Annotated in this window: 14 protein-coding genes and 1 riboswitch; of the genes, 3 read left to right on the forward strand and 11 right to left on the reverse strand. The window is 66.1% G+C overall.

The genetic code is table 11. The features are described from left to right. Positions 1 to 7 precede the first annotated feature (7 nt). From HU735_RS25635 to HU735_RS25665, 7 genes are all read right to left on the reverse strand, one after another. Entirely contained in the window at positions 8 to 526 is a 519-nt protein-coding gene (locus tag HU735_RS25635) for a TIGR02281 family clan AA aspartic protease (protein ID WP_186716222.1), read from the reverse strand. Then, positions 523 to 1,509 (reverse strand): esterase-like activity of phytase family protein, encoded by a 987-nt coding sequence (locus tag HU735_RS25640; protein WP_186716224.1) that lies wholly within the window; start codon positions 1,507 to 1,509, stop codon positions 523 to 525. The genes HU735_RS25635 and HU735_RS25640 overlap by 4 nt, the downstream gene beginning before the upstream one ends. Beyond that, positions 1,506 to 3,410, reverse strand: a complete 1,905-nt coding sequence (gene parE / locus HU735_RS25645; protein WP_186716226.1) for a DNA topoisomerase IV subunit B — start codon at positions 3,408 to 3,410, stop codon at positions 1,506 to 1,508. Before parE ends, HU735_RS25640 begins: the two co-directional genes overlap by 4 nt. Positions 3,411 to 3,443: 33 nt before the next feature. After that, positions 3,444 to 4,052 (reverse strand): YqiA/YcfP family alpha/beta fold hydrolase, encoded by a 609-nt coding sequence (locus HU735_RS25650; RefSeq protein ID WP_186716228.1) that lies wholly within the window; start codon positions 4,050 to 4,052, stop codon positions 3,444 to 3,446. A gap of 144 nt (positions 4,053 to 4,196) precedes the next feature. Further along, on the reverse strand, positions 4,197 to 5,000 hold the full coding sequence (cpdA, locus tag HU735_RS25655) for a 3',5'-cyclic-AMP phosphodiesterase (protein ID WP_189657171.1): 804 nt from the start codon (positions 4,998 to 5,000) through the stop codon (positions 4,197 to 4,199). An 85-nt stretch (positions 5,001 to 5,085) separates the two neighbouring features. Next, on the reverse strand, positions 5,086 to 5,538 hold the full coding sequence (locus tag HU735_RS25660; RefSeq protein ID WP_050707175.1) for a DUF1249 domain-containing protein: 453 nt from the start codon (positions 5,536 to 5,538) through the stop codon (positions 5,086 to 5,088). Continuing rightward, positions 5,529 to 6,146, reverse strand: coding sequence for an NUDIX domain-containing protein (locus HU735_RS25665; protein ID WP_186716230.1), 618 nt, complete (start codon positions 6,144 to 6,146; stop codon positions 5,529 to 5,531). Before HU735_RS25665 ends, HU735_RS25660 begins: the two co-directional genes overlap by 10 nt. A 185-nt stretch (positions 6,147 to 6,331) precedes the next feature. Between HU735_RS25665 and HU735_RS25670 the strand changes: the two genes are divergently transcribed. After that, positions 6,332 to 7,078: an RsiV family protein gene (locus HU735_RS25670; protein WP_186716232.1), complete on the forward strand. Its 747-nt coding sequence runs from the start codon at positions 6,332 to 6,334 to the stop codon at positions 7,076 to 7,078. Here the strand turns inward: HU735_RS25670 and cytX are convergent. Both cytX and thiC read right to left on the reverse strand, forming a co-directional pair. Then, a complete protein-coding gene (gene cytX / locus HU735_RS25675) occupies positions 7,047 to 8,330 on the reverse strand; it encodes a putative hydroxymethylpyrimidine transporter CytX (RefSeq protein ID WP_186716234.1) in 1,284 nt (427 codons plus the stop codon). The genes HU735_RS25670 and cytX overlap by 32 nt on opposite strands. Before the next feature lie 165 nt (positions 8,331 to 8,495). Further along, positions 8,496 to 10,376, reverse strand: coding sequence for a phosphomethylpyrimidine synthase ThiC (thiC, locus tag HU735_RS25680; RefSeq protein WP_186716237.1), 1,881 nt, complete (start codon positions 10,374 to 10,376; stop codon positions 8,496 to 8,498). A 156-nt stretch (positions 10,377 to 10,532) separates the two neighbouring features. Further along, positions 10,533 to 10,639: riboswitch (TPP riboswitch) on the reverse strand. A gap of 160 nt (positions 10,640 to 10,799) precedes the next feature. Here thiC and HU735_RS25685 point away from each other — a divergent pair. Next, positions 10,800 to 12,236: a TolC family outer membrane protein gene (locus tag HU735_RS25685; protein WP_186716239.1), complete on the forward strand. Its 1,437-nt coding sequence runs from the start codon at positions 10,800 to 10,802 to the stop codon at positions 12,234 to 12,236. Positions 12,237 to 12,394: 158 nt separating this feature from the next. Here the strand turns inward: HU735_RS25685 and waaA are convergent, their stop codons facing one another. Together waaA and HU735_RS25695 are read right to left on the reverse strand one after the other, a co-directional pair. After that, a complete protein-coding gene (gene waaA, locus HU735_RS25690; protein ID WP_186716241.1) occupies positions 12,395 to 13,666 on the reverse strand; it encodes a lipid IV(A) 3-deoxy-D-manno-octulosonic acid transferase in 1,272 nt (423 codons plus the stop codon). Positions 13,667 to 13,704: 38 nt separating this feature from the next. Continuing rightward, a complete protein-coding gene (locus HU735_RS25695) occupies positions 13,705 to 14,595 on the reverse strand; it encodes a LysR family transcriptional regulator (RefSeq protein WP_186716242.1) in 891 nt (296 codons plus the stop codon). 90 nt (positions 14,596 to 14,685) lie between these two features. Here HU735_RS25695 and HU735_RS25700 point away from each other — a divergent pair, with 90 nt between their 5' ends. Continuing rightward, entirely contained in the window at positions 14,686 to 15,018 is a 333-nt protein-coding gene (locus tag HU735_RS25700) for a multidrug efflux SMR transporter (protein ID WP_050707183.1), read from the forward strand. The last annotated feature ends 78 nt before the right edge of the window (positions 15,019 to 15,096 follow it).

The following is a 15,096-nucleotide window of genomic DNA, read 5'->3' on the forward strand; positions in this document are numbered from 1 at the left end:
GGCCTCGTCATTTCAGGTTCTGGCGCAGCAGCATGGTGCCGCCGCGCTGGGTAAATTCAAGTTGTTTCAGGGCACTCATGCCCAGTAGCACGGCCTGGCCATCCAGGCCGGGCACCACCAGCGCGCGCACGTCGCGCAGGTGGATGTCACCCAGCTGCAGGCTGTCGAGCCGGGTGCGGTAGCCTTCGGTGCGGCCATTGGCGGTACTCAGTTGCACCGGGGCGCCGCGTGCCAGGTCCAGGTCGCGGGCCAGCGCCTCGGGGATCGCCACATCGGTGGCGCCGGTATCGAGCATGAAATGCACCACCCTGCCATTGATCGCGCCGTCGGCGACGAAATGGCCCTGGCCGTTGCTCAGCAGGCGAACTTCGACGAAGCCGTCGCCCTGCTCGCTCTGCACCACGGCGTTGGGATTCTGCTGACGCGCCTCCCATTGGCCGAAAAAGCGCGTGGCCAGGAACATCGCCGCCGCCCAGGCGACGATCATCAGCACCCTGCCCGCCCGCTTGCCCGCTGGCTGGCTCATGGCTTGGCACTCCAGCCGCCGGCCGGCGTACCGAAGCGCCAGACGACCGGCCGCGTTTCACCGTCCGCCCGCGGTCGGTCGTTGTTGTCCACGCCGATCCAGGCGCCATCCTTGTCGATCACCAGCGCCTCGGCCAGGCCATAAGGCTGTGAATAACGACGCGATTCCACCAGGGCGTCGGCGGCGAACGACCAGCAGCGCTCCACGGCGCCACTGTCGGCGTCGCGCCGGCAAATACGGTAGGCGTTGCGCTCGAGGGTGAACAGCTTGCCCTCGAACCAGGCCAAGTCGGCGAAGTCGCGGGAAACCGGGCGTGCCTCGGGGAATTGCGGCGGCTGCATTTCCACGCCGGCTTCACTGAGCAGCACGCAGCCGCGCCCGCAGGTCCATACCGATTGCTGGCGCTGCACGGCGAGCAGCCCGCGTCGCTCGCGCTCGGCGGCCAGCCACAGGCGATCGCCCGCCGGGTTGATCGCCAACCCTTCGAACAGGGCGTTGAAATGCAGCAGCATGCCGCTGGCCCGCGCCTGGCGCACCATGGCCTGGTCGATTCTCAGCCAGTCCGGCTCGCCGTCCACAGGCAGTTGCAGCACGGCGGCCTGGGCCTCGCTGACGATGAACAGGTTGCCGGCCTGGTCGCAGGTGATGCCTTCGAAATCCAGCGCGCCGCCACGAATATACGACGCCGCCCAGTTGCGCGACTTCAGCCCCCAGGGCAACCCGGTATCGGGGGCCGGCGGCGGGGTGAAGGTCAGCGGCTGGGCCTGCCAGGCCGCGCCCTCCTGGTCCAGGCGGTAGATGCGGTCGTCATCGCGGTCGGACACCGCCCATAACGCCCCCCGACACCAGGCCAGGCCCGACAGGTTGCCGCCGCGCATGCCATCGACCACGTGCTCGCCGCTGAGCTTGAGCTGCGGCCAGTCGCCGGCCTGGGCCTGCAGGGCGAACAGCGCCAGGCAGGCCATGAGCAACGGACGAATCAAACCAGGACCTCGGCCAGGTTGCCTTTGGTTTCCAGCCAGCTCTTGCGGTCACCGGCACGCTTCTTGGCCAGCAGCATGTCCATGATCTCGGTGGTGCCCTGCACGTCGTCCAGGGTGAGCTGGACCAGGCGCCGGGTGTTCGGGTCCATGGTGGTCTCGCGCAGCTGCGGCGGGTTCATCTCGCCCAGGCCCTTGAATCGGGTGACCTGCGGCTTGCCGCGCTTCTTCTCGGCGACCAACCGGTCGAGGATGCCATCGCGCTCGGCTTCGTCCAGGGCGTAGTAGATCTCCTTGCCCAGGTCGATGCGGTACAGCGGCGGCATGGCCACGTAGACATGCCCGGCCTCGACCAGCGGGCGGAAGTGCTGGACGAACAGCGCGCACAGCAGGGTGGCGATGTGCAGGCCGTCGGAGTCGGCGTCGGCGAGGATGCAGACCTTGCCGTAGCGCAGTTGCGAAAGGTCGGTGGCACCCGGGTCGACGCCGATGGCCACGGCGATGTTGTGCACTTCCTGGCTGGCCAGGACTTCGCCGCCATCGACTTCCCAGGTGTTGAGGATCTTGCCGCGCAGCGGCAGGATCGCCTGGAATTCCTTGTCCCGGGCCTGCTTGGCCGAACCACCGGCGGAATCACCCTCGACCAGGAACAGCTCGGCGCGCATCGGATCCTGGCCTGCGCAGTCGGCCAGCTTGCCGGGCAGCGCCGGGCCCTGGGTGATGCGCTTGCGCTCGACCTTCTTGCTTGCTTTCAGGCGACGGCCGGCATTGCTGATGGCCAGCTCGGCCAGTTGCATGCCCAGCTCGGGATGGGCGTTGAGCCACAGGCTGAAGGCGTCCTTGACCACGCCGGAGACGAACGCCGCCGCCTCACGGGACGACAGGCGCTCCTTGGTCTGGCCGGAGAACTGCGGCTCCTGCATCTTCATCGACAGCACGAAGCTGATGCGTTCCCAGACATCCTCGGGGGCCAGCTTGACCCCGCGCGGCAACAGGTTGCGGAACTCGCAGAACTCGCGCATGGCGTCCAGCAGGCCCTGGCGCAGGCCGTTGACGTGGGTGCCGCCCTGAGCGGTGGGGATCAGGTTGACGTAGCTTTCCTGGATGCTGTCGCCGCCTTCGGGCAGCCACAGCAAGGCCCAGTCCACGGCTTCCTTGTTGCCGGCCAGGCTGCCACAGAATGGCTCGTCAGGCAGGCGCAGGTACTCGCTGACCGAGTCGACCAGGTAGGAACGCAGACCGTCCTCGTAGTGCCACTCCACCTTCTCGCCGGTGCCCTTGTCCTCGAAGCTGATGGACAGCCCCGGGCACAGCACGGCCTTGGCCTTGAGCACATGTTTGAGGCGGCTGATGGAAAATTTCGGCGAGTCGAAGTACTTCGGATCGGGGGTGAAGTACACACTGGTGCCAGTGTTGCGCTTGCCGACGGTGCCGACCACTTCCAGCTCGCTGGCCTTGAAGCCGTCGGCGAAGGTCATCTGGTATTCGTTGCCGTCGCGCTTCACGCGCACCCGCACCTGACTCGACAGGGCGTTGACCACCGAGATACCGACGCCATGCAGGCCGCCGGAGAACTGGTAGTTCTTGTTGGAGAACTTGCCGCCGGCGTGCAGCTTGGTGAGGATCAGCTCGACGCCGGAAACGCCTTCCTCGGGGTGGATGTCCACCGGCATGCCGCGGCCATCGTCGCTGACCTCCAGCGAGTGGTCGGCATGCAGGATCACCTGCACCGAGCGGGCGTGGCCTGCCAAGGCTTCGTCGACGCTGTTGTCGATGACTTCCTGGGCCAGGTGGTTGGGCCGGCTGGTGTCGGTGTACATGCCCGGCCGCTTGCGGACCGGGTCAAGGCCCGAGAGGACTTCGATGGCGTCTGCGTTATAGGCGCTAGCGCTGGGATTGGCCATGGGTTCTCGTCGTCAGTCTGGTGAATGCAAAAGTCAAAATACAGAAAAATCCAGCGCCGCATACTGCCCGCGGGCAATGCCGGCGAAGGCCAGCAGGGCCGGGAGCTGTTCGGCGAAGCCCTGGTAGCTGTGGTCGCCGCCGGCCTGGATACGCAGGGCACAGGCGCGGTAATAGCGCTCGGCGTGGCGATAGTCCAGTGTTTCATCGGCGGTCTGCAACCACACTTGATAGCGGGCGGCGTCCTGCGGCGGCGGCACTTCCAGTTCGGCCAGGGCGTCCACGTGGTCGTGGGTCAGTTCCCAGGCCTCATCGGTATAAAGGTTGCGCTGGGTGCCGAGGTAGCCGTCGAACAGGCGGTGCGGGCCGACCGCCGGGTTGACCAGCAGGGCCTTGAGGCCGTGGCGCTCGGCAAGGTGAGTGGCATAGTAGCCGCCGAGGGAGCTGCCGACCAGCAAGGGGGCACCGAGCTCGGCAATGGCGGCCTCCAGCTGGGCGATGGCCTGGCGCGGGTGGTGGTGCAGGGCCGGGACGCGCAGTTGGTCGGCCAGGCCGAGCCGCTGCATCACCGCCTCGAGCTGGCGCGCCTTCTTCGACAGCGGCGAGCTGTTGAAGCCATGGATATAGAGGATGGAACCCGACATGCTGCCCCCAGACGCAAAGACGCGCAGTGTAGCGCGTTCGAAGGGCATTGGCGCAGCGTGGGGATTTTCGCAACAAAATCGTCAAGGAAGACTACATCCATCGTGGAAGCGGCGGTGCGCCCACGCACCTCACCACGGGCCCACTCAGTAACCGGGGCTGTCGAAATCCAGCTTCACCTCGAAATCATGCGCCCGCTCCACGCCAGTCTCCAACCGCCCGTCGGCATGCAGCCGCAACCAGCGGTAGCCCGGCTGCTCCTCGCTCACCTTGAACTCCTCGCTGCGCGGCGCGAACTGAATGCAGGTCGATGGCGTGGCAAGGAAACGGATACCGTCGCGCTTTTCATCCCACTCCTGGTGAATATGCCCCCAAAGCAGCGCCTTCACTTGTGGATAACTGCGCAGGCGCCGCAATAGCTCATCGGCATTGCGCAACCCGATCGGTGCAATCCACGCACAACCGATATCCACCGGCTGATGGTGGCAGCACACCAGGCAATGGCGCTCGCCTGCCCCGTCCAGGGCCTGGTCAAGCACGGCCAGCTGGTCGTCAGCCAACAAACCGAAGGTGGCACCCACCACGGCCGAATCGAGCATGACGATGCGCCATGGGCCAATGTCCGTCACCGCCTGCACCAGCTCCGGCGCCACGGCCTGCATCACCTGGGCCTCGTCATGATTGCCCGGCAGCCAGCGCGCCGGCGCACCTAGCTTCGCGCTCAGCTCGCGAAACGCCTGGTAGGAGGCAACGCTGGCATCCTGCGACAGATCGCCCGTGCACAGCAGCAGGTCGATGCGCGGCTGCTCGCGGCGCACCTGCTCGATCACATGCCCGAGGCTGGCGCGGGTATTCAGGCCCAGCAAGGTACCCGCCGGGTCGGCGAACAGGTGGGCGTCAGTCAGTTGCACCACATGGATGGGTGACGGAAGTGAGTGTGGTTGCGGCAACGGCCGTCTCCTCGAACGGATTCAGCACCGATTATGGCGGCGGATCGGTTTCGAGCAAGTACTCGAAACCGACGCGCATCACATTTCAGCGCACCGCTTCCAGTTCGTGGCCGCAGGCCAGGCAGTGGCTCAGCCATTCGCCGAGAAACAGGTTGAGCTGGGCCTTCTCGTCCGGCTGGTGCATTGCCGTGTTGGGGTACGGGTAGATGCTGCGCAGGCGGCGGGCATGCTCGGCGCTGACCACCTCGGCCATGCGCGCGTCATGGTAGACCTGCACTTCCAGCTCGGGCACCGGCAGCCAAGGCAGGCTGTGCTCCTGGCGTACCTTCAGGGTGGTGGTATAGGGACAGGCCAGCAGCACTTCGAGCACCAGCACGCCGAGCATCTGGTCACCCTGGGTCATGCCGATACGGCGCGAGCTCTGCGTGGTGCGCATCTCCGGCAACAGGCGCATCAGGCGGGCATAGTTGGCCTCGCAGGCCGACTGCAGCCCGACCAGGTCGACCCGATAGCGCTCACGCAGCAGGTTCACTTCCACATACCTCGAACTTCGTTACGGTTGAGTGCCAGCCATTGCAGGCCAATGATCGTGGCGGCGTTGCAGATACGCCCGTCACGCACCGCCTGCAGGGCATCCTCGAATGCCCAGACACGCACGCGGATGTCCTCGCTCTCTTCCTCCAGGCCATGCAGGCCACCGGCGCCCTCGCTGATGCAGCGGCCCAGGAACAGGTGGACGTACTCGTCGCTGCCGCCTGGCGAGGGGAAGTAGCAGGTCATCGGCCACAGCGCGCTGAAGGTCAGGCCAGCTTCCTCATCGGCTTCACGGTGAGCGACCTCTTCCGGCTCCTCGTCCTTGTCGATCAGGCCGGCGACCATCTCTATCAGCCAGGGATTATCGATCTTGCCCACCGCGCCGACTCGAAACTGCTCGATCAGCACCACTTCGTCGCGCTGCGGATCGTAGGGCAGCACACAGACGGCGTCATGGCGCACGAACAGCTCGCGGGTGAACTCGCGGCTCATGCCGCCGGCGAACAATTCGTGGCGCAGGTGCAGCTTGTCGAGCTTGTAGAAGCCCTTGAACAGATGCTCACGCCGGGCGATTTCGACCTGGGTGGGCACAGTATTTGACGTGTCCGTCATGCAAACTCCTTGATACCTCGTTTACCGCATCGCGCAATCCTACTCTGCGCGCCGCCCGGTTTCATCCCTTTCCGGCGACCGTTCGGGCAGCCGGGACAGGCGCGCCGCTCTCTGTTAGCTTAGTGGCGAACTGAAGGCCGCGCAGGCGGTCCAAGGCCGATCATCACCGTTGTGAAAGAGGCAACATGACGCTTGTCAAACTGACTTCCGTGGCCGTTCTGGCCTTGGCGCTCGGCGCCTGCCAGAGCCTGTTCACGCCCAATTACCGCGCCCCGCTCGAGGTCAAGCGCGAGGCCTGGGAACACGTCAAGCCCGGCTGCAGCGAGAGCGACTGCCCGCTGGTCAACATCGACGTGGTGCACTTCCCCGACCTGCCCAAGCTCGACGCCATCGTCGAGAAACGCCTGCTGACGCTGACCGAGGACAACCAGCGCGGCACCCCGCCAGCCTCGCTGCAAGCCTATGAACAGCAGTACCTGGCCCGCGCCGACAAGCGCAACAGCAGCTACCTGCAGGCCAAGGTACGCGAGCAGCATGACGGGCTGGTGATCGTCGAGCTGTCCAGCTACCTGGACAGCGGCGGCGCCCATGGCATGCCCGGGCGCGGCTTCATCAACTACTCGCGCAAGCTGGACAAGGTGCTGACCCTGGACGACATGCTGGTGCCCGGCCAGCAAGCGACCTTCTGGAAGACCGCCGAGGAGTCCCACCGCGCCTGGCTGATCAGCACCGGCATGGACAAGGATCCCGAGTTCGTCAAGACCTGGCCGTTCAAGCAGTCGCCGCACATCGCCCTGACCTACGGTGCTGTGGTGATCAAGTACGAGGTCTACGCCATCGCCCCCTACTCGATGGGTCACGTCGAGCTGAAGATCCCCTACCCACGCCTCAACGGCGTGATCAAGCCCGAGCTGTTTCCCGGCCGCGGCTGAGCGATAGCAGCAGATGCAGCCCCCCTGCCAGCAGCAGTGCCGGCAGGGTCGCCCCCAGCTCCGGTGCCTGGCTGGCCAGCAGGTGATAGGCCGCCACCCCCACCGCCCAGGCCAGCAGCGCCTGCCAGTGCAAGCCCTCGACCAGCGCCGGCAGGCGACGGCGACGGACCACGAAGTGGTCCACCAGCACCACGCCGAACAGCGGCGCGAACACCGAGCCGATCAGCAGCAGGAAGTTCTGGTACTGGGCCAGCGGCGCCAGCAGGGCGATCAGCGTGCACAGCACGCCGATGGCCAAGGCCAAGTGCTCGACCTTCAGCTTGATCAACAGCCCGGTGGAAACCGCAGCGGAATGAATGTCGGCAAAGGCGTTCTCCGACTCGTCCAGCAGGATCAGCAGCAGCGGAATTCCCAACCCGGCGCCGGCCAGCGCCAGCAAAAGCGCATTCACTTCACCGCTCGGGGCGAAGGCCAGGGTATAGGCCACGCCCAGGCTCATCAGCCAGGCATTGCCGATGAAAAAGCCCAGCGCCGTACCGCCGAACACCCGGCTGGCACGCTGGCCGAAGCGTGAGTAGTCGGCGATCAGCGGCAACCACGACAGCGGCATGGCGATGACGATGTCGAAGCCCAGGGCCAGGGACAGCGAACCATCCCCCGGGCGCTGCCACAAAGCGGCCAGGTCGGCCTTGGCGAACAGGTTCCAGGTCAGCCAGCTGCAAGCGCCCAGCAGCAGCCAGATGCCCCATTTGCGCAGCACCTTGCGCACGAACGCCAGCGGTCCGCTGACCGCCAACAGGGTGGCCAGGGCGCCGAAGCACAGGGTCCACAGCAGCGGGCTGCTCCAGCCGCTGCCCTCGCCGAAGGCACGGGCGCCCAGCAGGCTGGCGGCGTCGCGCATGACGATGATCTCGAACGAGCCCCAGCCCACCAGTTGCAGGAGGTTGAGCAAGGCCGGCAGGCGCGCGCCGTGGCTACCCAGGGTCAGGCGCAGGGTGCCCATGGCCGAGAGGCCGGTGTCACTGCCGATCACCCCCGCCGCCGCCAGTAGCAGCACGCCCACCGCCGTGCCGAGGGTGATCGCCAGGATCGAGCCGGCCAACCCCAGGCCCGGCGCCAGCAGGGCACCGACCTGCAGCACCATCAGGCCGATGCCGAGGGAGAACCACAGCGAGAACAGGTCGCGGGCGCCGAACTGGCGGTGGTGGGAGGGGACGGGGTGGTCGGGGGAGAAGTGGCTGGGGGTGGTCATGGGGGGCTCGCCGGAATATTGGAGTTGTTGCTGGCGAGGACTGCGTCCTCGTATCGCGACACAAGGCCGCTCCCACAGGTTCCGTGCATGACTTGAGCCATATACAGGACCTGTGGGAGCGGCCTTGCGTCGCGAAAGGGCCGCAAAGCGGCCCCCAAGGTCTACTTACACCTTCTGGTACAACTGGCTGCCTTCCTGGCGGAACCGCTCGGACTGCTCGCGCATGCCCTGTTCGACCGTCACGTCAACGGTCTCGATCTTGGCCGCGTACTCACGCACTTCCTGGGTAATCTTCATCGAACAGAACTTCGGCCCGCACATCGAGCAGAAGTGCGCGACCTTGGCCGACTCCTTGGGCAGCGTCTCGTCGTGGAAGGAACGCGCGGTATCCGGGTCCAGGCCGAGGTTGAACTGGTCCTCCCAGCGGAACTCGAAGCGCGCCTTGGACAGCGCGTTGTCGCGGATCTGCGCACCCGGATGGCCCTTGGCAAGGTCGGCGGCATGAGCGGCGATCTTGTAAGTGATGATGCCGGTCTTCACGTCATCCTTGTTCGGCAGGCCCAGGTGCTCCTTGGGCGTGACGTAGCAGAGCATGGCGCAACCGAACCAGCCGATCATCGCCGCGCCTATCCCTGAGGTGATGTGGTCGTAGCCCGGGGCGATGTCGGTGGTCAGCGGGCCGAGGGTGTAGAACGGCGCCTCGTCGCAGCACTCGAGCTGCTTGTCCATGTTCTCCTTGATCAACTGCATCGGCACGTGGCCGGGGCCTTCGATCATGCACTGCACGTCATGCTTCCAGGCAATCTTGGTCAGCTCGCCAAGAGTTTCCAGTTCACCGAACTGGGCGGCGTCGTTGGCGTCGGCGATCGAGCCCGGGCGCAGGCCGTCACCCAGCGAGAAGCTGACATCGTAGGCCTTCATGATCTCGCAGATCTCGTCGAAGTGCGTGTACAGGAAGTTCTCTTTATGGTGCGCCAGGCACCACTTGGCCATGATCGAACCACCGCGGCTGACGATACCGGTGACGCGCTTGGCGGTCAGCGGCACATAGCGCAGCAAGACGCCGGCGTGGATGGTGAAGTAGTCCACGCCCTGCTCGGCCTGTTCGATCAGGGTGTCGCGGAACAGCTCCCAGGTCAGGTCCTCGGCCACGCCGTTGACCTTCTCCAGGGCCTGGTAGATCGGCACGGTACCGATCGGCACCGGCGAGTTGCGGATGATCCACTCGCGGGTTTCGTGGATGTGCTTGCCGGTGGACAGGTCCATGACCGTGTCCGAACCCCAGCGAATGCCCCAGGTCAGCTTGGCCACTTCTTCCTCGATCGAGGAACCCAGGGCGCTGTTGCCGATGTTGCCGTTGATCTTCACCAGGAAGTTGCGGCCGATGATCATCGGCTCCAGCTCGGTGTGGTTGATGTTGGCCGGAATGATCGCGCGGCCGCGGGCGATCTCTTCGCGGACGAACTCGGGGGTGATCTCTTTCGGGATGCTGGCGCCGAAGCTGTGGCCGGCGTGCTGCTGGTTCAGCAGGCCGGCAGCGCGGGCTTCCTGCAGCTTCATGTTCTCGCGGATGGCGACGTATTCCATCTCGGCGGTGATGATGCCCTGGCGCGCGTAGTGCATCTGCGTGACGTTGGCACCGGCCTTGGCGCGGCGCGGGTTGCGCACATGGGCGAAGCGCAGCTTGGCAAGCTCCGCGTCGTTCAGGCGCTGCTGGCCGAAGTTCGAGCTCAGGCCATCGAGGCGCTCGGTGTCGCCACGGGCGTCGATCCAGGCCGAGCGCACATCGCCCAGGCCCTTGCGCACGTCGATGATGACATTGGGGTCGGTGTACGGGCCGGAAGTGTCATACACCAGCACCGGGGCGTTCTTCTCGCCGCCGAAGTCGGTGGGGGTGTCGTGCAGGCTGATCTCGCGCATGGGCACGCGGATGTCGGGGCGCGAACCTTCGACATAGACCTTGCGCGAATTGGGCAGGGGTTGCACGGACTGTTGGTCGACTTGGGCCGACTCGCTCAGACTGATCGCTTTTTCTTGTTTGCTCATCACAGGCTCTCCAGACAGCTTCCAGGCGGTGGAATGTCGGGGTGAACCTGAAAGGCGTGGACGCACCCGTGTTGACGAGTGCAGTGCCGGACAAGGGGTGCCGTGGGCTGCAAGCAGCTGAGGCGATCCCGGACCTGGCACAAGAGGCTCCCGGGATATGAGAGCAATCTTGTTCCCTACGCAGGCGCTAACCTGATCAGGTTCAACGGGATCCGCACCTCTGCGATCTCAGCCTTTGCTTCAAGGCACCCCGACAAGAACATGCGCAGTCTAGACTGGAGTGGCCGGCAAAGCCAAGCGGGTAAATCCGGGGGTGATAAATGGCACACGCGGCGGATTGTTGATGACGGCGTGCGGCACTACACTGGCGCATCGCTCGATACCCGACAGTACAGTAAATAAAATTTGATCAAGGATTGCCCTATGCTGCGCAAACTCTCACTGGCAATTGCCGTGTCTTGTGCGTCCCACGGAGTGGCCTGGGCAGTGGATACGCCCACGACGGTGAAGACCGACCTGGTCAGCGTCTACCAGGAAGCGGTCGACAACAACGCCGACCTGGCCGCCGCCCGCGCCGATTACGGCGCCCGCCGTGAAGTGGTGCCCCAGGCCCGCGCCGGCCTGTTGCCGAACCTTTCGGCTGGCGCCGAGATGATGAACACCCGGACCAAGCTCGACGAGCCGTCGGTCACTTCCAACCGCAGCGGCAATGCCTGGAGCGCGACCCTGGCGCAGCCGATCTTCCGTGCCGACCGCTGGTTCCAGTTGCAAGCCGCCGAGTCGGTCAACGAACAGGCCGCCCTGGAACTGTCGGCCACCGAGCAGAACCTGATCCTGCAGAGCGCCGAGAACTACTTCGCGGTGCTGCGCGCCCAGGACAACCTGGCCTCGACCAAGGCCGAAGAAGCGGCCTTCAAGCGCCAGCTCGACCAGTCCAACGAGCGCTTCGACGTCGGTCTCTCGGACAAGACCGACGTGCTGCAGTCGCAGGCCAGCTACGACACCGCCCGGGCCAACCGGATCATCGCCGAGCGCCAGGTGCAGGATGCCTTCGAGGCCCTGGTCACCCTGACCAACCGCCAGTACTCGGCGATCCAGGGCGTGGTCCACACCCTGCCGGTGCAGGTGCCCACGCCCAATGACGCCAAGACCTGGGTCGAGACCGCCGGGCGGCAGAACCTCAACCTGCTGGCGACCAACCACGCCGTGGCGGCGGCCGAAGAGACCGTGCGCCAGCGCAAGGCCGGCCATGCGCCGACCCTCGACGCGGTGGCCAAGTACCAGAAGGGCGACAACGACAACCTCGGATTCACCAATTCACAGCTGCAACCGAACGTGCGCTATGGCGGTGACGTGGAGCAGACCAGCATCGGCCTGCAGTTGAACATCCCGATCTACAGCGGCGGCCTGACCAGCTCCCAGGTGCGCGAGGCCTACGCCCGCCTGACCCAGAGCGAGCAGCAGCGCGAAAGCCTGCGTCGCCAGGTGGTGGAAAATACCCGCAACCTGCACCGCGCGGTGAATACCGACGTGGAACAGGTGCAGGCGCGCAAGCAGTCGATCATCTCCAACCAGAGCGCACTGGAAGCCACCGAGATCGGCTACCAGGTCGGCACCCGCAACATCGTCGACGTGCTCGACGCGCAGCGCCAGCTGTACACCTCGGTGCGCGACTACAACAACAGCCGCTATGACTACATCCTCGACAACCTGCGCCTGAAGCAGGCCGCCGGCACCCTGAGCCCGCAGGACCTGCAGGACCTGGGGCGGTACCTGAAGGCCGACTACAACCCGGACAAGGATTTCCTGCCACCGGACCTGGCGGCGGCGGCGGCGAAGAATTTCGAACGCCGGCCTTGAGCCAAGGGAGCACGCGGTCGCTGTAGGAGCGGCCTTGTGTCGCGATAGGGATGCGAAGCGCCCCCGGGATCTGCGCATACCCGCAAGATTGCCGGGGCCGCTGTGCGGCCCTATCGCGACACAAGGCCGCTCCTACAGGGATCGTACCGCCTCACAGATCAGCGGATTAGCGCAGCCAGCCCATCCAGCAACCGCTGCAGCGCCCCCTGGTTGGCCCGCATCACCGCCCTGCCCGCCTCGCCCATGCGCCGCGCATCCTGCGGCAGCTCGACCAGCCGACGCACCGCCCCGGCCAGCCCTTCGGCATCGTCCACCTGCTGCAACGCCCCCGCCTCGCGCAGCATCGCGCTGATCTCGAGGAAGTTGAACACATGCGGCCCCATGAGCACCGGCAGCGCCAGCGCCGCCGGCTCCAGCGGGTTATGCCCGCCGGTGGCCACCAGGCTGCCACCGACGAAGGCGATGTCGGCCAGGGCATAGAGGAACAGCAGCTCGCCCATGGTGTCGCCCAGCAGCACCTGGGTCTGCGCCGTGACCGCATCGCCGGTCGAGCGACGCACCGTGGCGAATTGGCCGGCGCACAGTTCATGCACCGCCGCGAAGCGCTCGGGATGGCGCGGCACCAGGATCAGCAACGCATCGCTGTGGACCTTCAGCAGCTCACGATGAGCCTCGAGAATCAACGCGTCTTCGCCATCATGGGTACTGGCGGCAATCCACACCGGACGCTGCCGGGCAGCCCACTGCTCGCGCAATGTAACGGCCCGTGGCAGCAGTTGATCGTCGATCTTCAGGTCGAACTTGATCGAACCGGTCACCTGTACGCATTCATCGCGCGCACCGAGCGCACGGAAGCGCTCGGCCTCGGTTTCGGTCTGCACGGCGATCAGGCTCATCTCCTCGAGCATCGGCCGGGTCAGGCCGGCGAAGCGGGCATAACCACGGGCCGAGCGCTCGGACAACCGGGCATTGGCCAGCGCCACCGGAATGCCGCGCCTGGCGCACTGGTGGATGTGGTTCGGCCACAGCTCGGTTTCCATGATGATGCCCAGGCGCGGGCGCACATGGTCGAGGAACCGCCCGGCCGCCCACGGCAGGTCATAAGGCAGGTAGCAGTGCTGCACCCGTGGCTCGCCCTCGAACATCGCGCGGATGCGCTCGGAGCCGGTCGGGGTCATGCAGGTAAGCGTGATCGGCAGGTCCGGGTACTGCTTGAGCAGGGCCCGCACCATCGGCGCGGCGGCGATGCTCTCGCCCACCGAGACCGCATGCACCCAGATGCCGCCCTGGCGCATCGGCGGCAGCTGGCAGGCGAAGCGCTCGGCAATCCGCGCACGGTACGCCGGCGCCTTGCGCCCGCGCAGGAACAGGCGCAGCGCGACCAGCGGCAGGCCCAGGTGAAACAGCAGGGTATAGAGGGTTCTGTTCATGGCGGCGGAGTTTACTAGGAACTGGATGAAAAGGCCTGTCAGCCAATCGCCCGCAGGTGCACGGCGAAGCGCTCGGCCAGCCACTGCGCGGCCGGCCCCAACGGTTCGTCGCGCCGCCAGGCCAGCTCCGCCACCAGCGCCGGCGGGCGCCACTCGCTGTCCAGTTCGACCATCTGCGTCTGGTAGGTGGGGTACTGCACCACATGCCGGGGCAGCCAGGCCCAGCCCAGGCCGCGCATCAGCAACTCGGCCATGGCGTAGAAACTGTCGGCGCGCCAGACCTGCGGGCTGATCGCCTCGCCGCCGGGGTAGCCGCTCTGCTGCGGGGTGATCAACAACTGGCGATGACGGGCCAGTTGCTGGCGGCTGACCTTGGCCAGGTGCGCCAGCGGGTGGTCGATGGCACACACCGTGACCATCTCGACGCTGCCCAGGGCGCGCCGCTCCAACGAGGCAGGGATGCTTTCGTGGTGGAAGAACAAGCCCAGGTCGGCGCGCCGCTCCACCAGCTTGCGCGCCACATCGCCCTGGGCACCGCTGGCCAGTTGCACTTCCAGGTAAGGGTAGTGCGCCGCCAACTCGTCGAGGCTGTCGATCACCGGCTGGTAGGGCATGGCCTCGTCCTGGGCCACCCGCAACAACGCCTCCTGCCCGCGCATCAAGGCCAGCGCCCGGCCATCCAGGCGCTCGCACTGGCGCAACAGCTCGCGGGCGTCCTCCAGCAGCGCGGCGCCGCTTTCGGTCAGGCGCGGCTGCCGGCCGCTGCTGCGCTCGAACAGGGTCACGCCCAGGTCTGTCTCGAGCAAGGCGATGGCGCTGCTGATCGCCGACTGGGCCTTGCGCTGCTCGCGGGCCACGGCGGAAAACGAACGCAACTCGGCGGCCCGCACGAACAGGCGCAGTTGCTCGAGGCTCCAGTGTTCAGTCATGACCAACCTATCTCCAAAGCAGATAGGTAATGACTTTACCGCATCCAGGGATTCCCTAGAATGCCCATCCAGCAACGGAGGACCCGCACCATGAACGCCTACACCTATCTCGCCATCGCCATCTGCGCCGAAGTCATCGCCACCGCCTCCATGAAAGCGGTCAAGGGGCTGAACACGCCGCTGCCGCTGTTGCTGATGGTCTGCGGCTACGGCGTGGCGTTCTGGATGCTGACCCTGGTGGTGCGCAGCATTCCAGTGGGCATCGCCTATGCGATCTGGTCGGGGCTGGGCATCGTGCTGATCAGCATCGCGGCGCTGGTGATCTACGGGCAGAAGCTGGATGTGCCGGCGATGCTGGGCATGGCCATGATCGTCGGCGGGGTGGTGGTGATCCAGGTGTTTTCCAACACTGCCGGGCACTAAACACGGACCGGGTCGTTGGGGGGGGGGGGGGGGGGGGGGGGGGGGGGGGGGGGGGGGGGGGGGGGGGGGGGGGGGGGG

Origin of the sequence: Pseudomonas sp. BW16M2 (assembly GCF_014268865.1) — a bacterium.
Classification (GTDB): Bacteria; Pseudomonadota; Gammaproteobacteria; order Pseudomonadales; family Pseudomonadaceae; genus Aquipseudomonas; species Aquipseudomonas peradeniyensis.

What these genes read in the sequence shown, in the direction of transcription:
- HU735_RS25635 (WP_186716222.1), bottom strand. Translation starts at nt 526, where the DNA reads ATGAGCCAGCCAGCGGGCAAGCGGGCGGGCAGGGTGCTGATGATCGTC.
- parE (WP_186716226.1), bottom strand. Translation starts at nt 3,410, where the DNA reads ATGGCCAATCCCAGCGCTAGCGCCTATAACGCAGACGCCATCGAAGTC.
- HU735_RS25650 (WP_186716228.1), bottom strand. Translation starts at nt 4,052, where the DNA reads ATGTCGGGTTCCATCCTCTATATCCATGGCTTCAACAGCTCGCCGCTG.
- HU735_RS25665 (WP_186716230.1), bottom strand. Translation starts at nt 6,146, where the DNA reads ATGACGGACACGTCAAATACTGTGCCCACCCAGGTCGAAATCGCCCGG.
- HU735_RS25670 (WP_186716232.1), top strand. Translation starts at nt 6,332, where the DNA reads ATGACGCTTGTCAAACTGACTTCCGTGGCCGTTCTGGCCTTGGCGCTC.
- cytX (WP_186716234.1), bottom strand. Translation starts at nt 8,330, where the DNA reads ATGACCACCCCCAGCCACTTCTCCCCCGACCACCCCGTCCCCTCCCAC.
- thiC (WP_186716237.1), bottom strand. Translation starts at nt 10,376, where the DNA reads ATGAGCAAACAAGAAAAAGCGATCAGTCTGAGCGAGTCGGCCCAAGTC.
- HU735_RS25685 (WP_186716239.1), top strand. Translation starts at nt 10,800, where the DNA reads ATGCTGCGCAAACTCTCACTGGCAATTGCCGTGTCTTGTGCGTCCCAC.
- waaA (WP_186716241.1), bottom strand. Translation starts at nt 13,666, where the DNA reads ATGAACAGAACCCTCTATACCCTGCTGTTTCACCTGGGCCTGCCGCTG.
- HU735_RS25695 (WP_186716242.1), bottom strand. Translation starts at nt 14,595, where the DNA reads ATGACTGAACACTGGAGCCTCGAGCAACTGCGCCTGTTCGTGCGGGCC.
- HU735_RS25700 (WP_050707183.1), top strand. Translation starts at nt 14,686, where the DNA reads ATGAACGCCTACACCTATCTCGCCATCGCCATCTGCGCCGAAGTCATC.